Genomic DNA, 255 nt, shown 5'->3' with positions numbered 1-255 from the left:
GTGGCTGGTCGTCCTCTCAGACCAGCTACAGATCGTCGGCTTGGTAGGCCTTTACCCCACCAACTACCTAATCTGCCATCGGCCGCCCCTTGAGCGCGAGGTCCCGAAAGATCCCCCGCTTTCCTCCACAGAGCGTATGCGGTATTAATCCGGCTTTCGCCGGGCTATCCCCCACTCCAGGACACGTTCCGATGTATTACTCACCCGTTCGCCACTCGCCACCAGACCGAAGTCCGTGCTGCCGTTCGACTTGCA

Annotated in this window: 1 rRNA gene; it reads right to left on the bottom strand. The window is 60.0% G+C overall.

What is annotated here, in order from left to right:
- Positions 1 to 255 (bottom strand): 16S ribosomal RNA (locus tag AB4Y34_RS42355); the annotation flags it as partial.

The organism is Paraburkholderia sp. BR10954, assembly GCF_040965775.1.
GTDB classification, from domain to species: Bacteria; Pseudomonadota; Gammaproteobacteria; order Burkholderiales; family Burkholderiaceae; genus Paraburkholderia; species Paraburkholderia youngii.
The sequence above is the reverse complement of the archived record's forward strand: the minus strand, read 5'-3'. Positions and strand labels throughout refer to the sequence as shown.